The sequence below is a fragment of the Campylobacter sp. IFREMER_LSEM_CL1846 genome (genome assembly GCF_025772105.1).
In the GTDB taxonomy this organism is placed as follows: domain Bacteria; phylum Campylobacterota; class Campylobacteria; order Campylobacterales; family Campylobacteraceae; genus Campylobacter_D; species Campylobacter_D lari_D.
Genome location: NZ_JAKMRM010000029.1, coordinates 1 through 1,656, shown reverse-complemented (window position 1 = coordinate 1,656; position 1,656 = coordinate 1). Strand labels below are relative to the sequence as shown.

General features: G+C 30.7%; 1 protein-coding gene and 1 pseudogene. One reads left to right on the top strand and one right to left on the bottom strand.

Going from position 1 to position 1,656, the window contains the following annotated elements; translation table 11 throughout:
* Nucleotides 1-241: 241 nt before the first annotated feature.
* Nucleotides 242-1,444 (top strand): major outer membrane protein, encoded by a 1,203-nt coding sequence (locus L8W40_RS07995; RefSeq protein ID WP_263665138.1) that lies wholly within the window; start codon nt 242-244, stop codon nt 1,442-1,444.
* Between the two features lie 23 nt (nt 1,445-1,467).
* Here the strand turns inward: L8W40_RS07995 and L8W40_RS07990 are convergent.
* Nucleotides 1,468-1,656, bottom strand: a pseudogene (locus L8W40_RS07990) (peroxide stress protein YaaA); the annotation flags it as partial.

Sequence of the window (1,656 nt, the reverse complement as noted above, 5' to 3'; positions counted from 1 at the left end):
TAAACCCTCAGTTTCCAAACATTAACTATCAAAGAGCATAATTACATTTGTAAAAGCAAACATTCATAGATAACTCCTTAGTTTTTAAAGATCTAGTTTCAAACTAGATCTTTAAAGATAATTCAATCTATAAATACAACCCTTTAATATATTTTTATCGTTTTTATTTACTTTAAGAATTCTTATATAAAACTATGCTATAATACAAGCCATAGTTTTAATTTTAATAAGGAGAATTCTCATGAAACTAGTTAAACTTAGTTTAGTAGCAGCATTAGCTGCAGGTGCTTTTTCAGCAGCTAACGCTGTTTCACTTGAAGAAGCTATAAAAGATGTTGATGTATCAGGAATGTTCAGATATAGATTTGAATCTGATAGAAGAGATATTGGCAATACAATTGTAGATGGTTACAACAGCTCTAAAGAAAACAAGCATAAATTTAAATCTCAATTAAATTTCAAAGCAGCTTTAGATGATAACTTCAAAGCTTTTGTTCAATTCCAATATAGCACAAGTGAACTTGGTTTTAATAGCCCGAATGGTAATAAAGCTGAAACTGATACTGATAGTACTTTTGCAGTTCAACAAGCTTACTTAGAATATACTAATGAAGCTTATGCTACAAATGTAATCTTTGGTAAAATGGAAGTTGGTTCTATTTGGACTGATGATGCAGTAGGAACAGGAGCTAAAATTCTTAATAATTCTATCGAGGGTTTAACTTTTGCTGGTTATTGGTTTGATAGCTTCAATGTTACAAGCGATGGAGATTTTACAGGTTTAGGTATTGCTGATACTTCTTTATATGGTGCTGCTGTATTAGGTGATTTTGATCCATTTGCTTTCCAAGTATGGGCTGCTTATTCAAACAATTGGGCATTTTTATATGCAGTAGATGCTAGCTATAAATTTGCATTCAACGATGCTAACTTCAAAATCCAAGCTCAATACTTAGGAAATAGCTTGGATAGTGATAAAGAAAAATTAGGTCTAGATAATAGCAATTTCTACGCTGCTCAATTACAAGGACAAATTTCTGCTTTTGATTTCCAAGCAGGTATCGTTGGTTATGGTGAAAAAGACAAAGTTAGCTTAGTAGTTTTAGAAGATAAAGGTAGAGTAATCGCTCCAGGTGAGCAAATTTTCTATTCTGAAGGTAGTGATTTAAGAGGTAGTACAGGTGAAAACTTCTTCTATTTTGCAGGTTTAGGTTATACTTTTGCTGAAACTGTTAGAGTAGGATTTGATTATATCGGTGGTAAATCTGAACAAGTTGGCCATGATATAGATAAAAATGAATATATTGCAAGAGTATCTTATGCATATAGTCCAAAACTTACATTTAGCGGCTTCTATTCTTACTTAACTGAAGATTATAACACCAATGGTGTTCATGATAGCGATGATCAATTCATCAGACTTGAAGCTCTATACAAATTCTAATTATAAAAGCTAAGCCAAAAGGCTTAGCTTACTATATCTAAAATTATCTCTTCTTTTAATCCTTGTATTTTAATTTCTTTTATTTTTAAATCATTAGGTAGATTTTCAAGCAAAGCTTCTTTATTATGTATATTTTTACTTGCCAATACTCTTAGCATTTTACCCCTATAAGCTTTAGCAAAATGACTTAAAGTTTTGGAATTTTTTAAAAA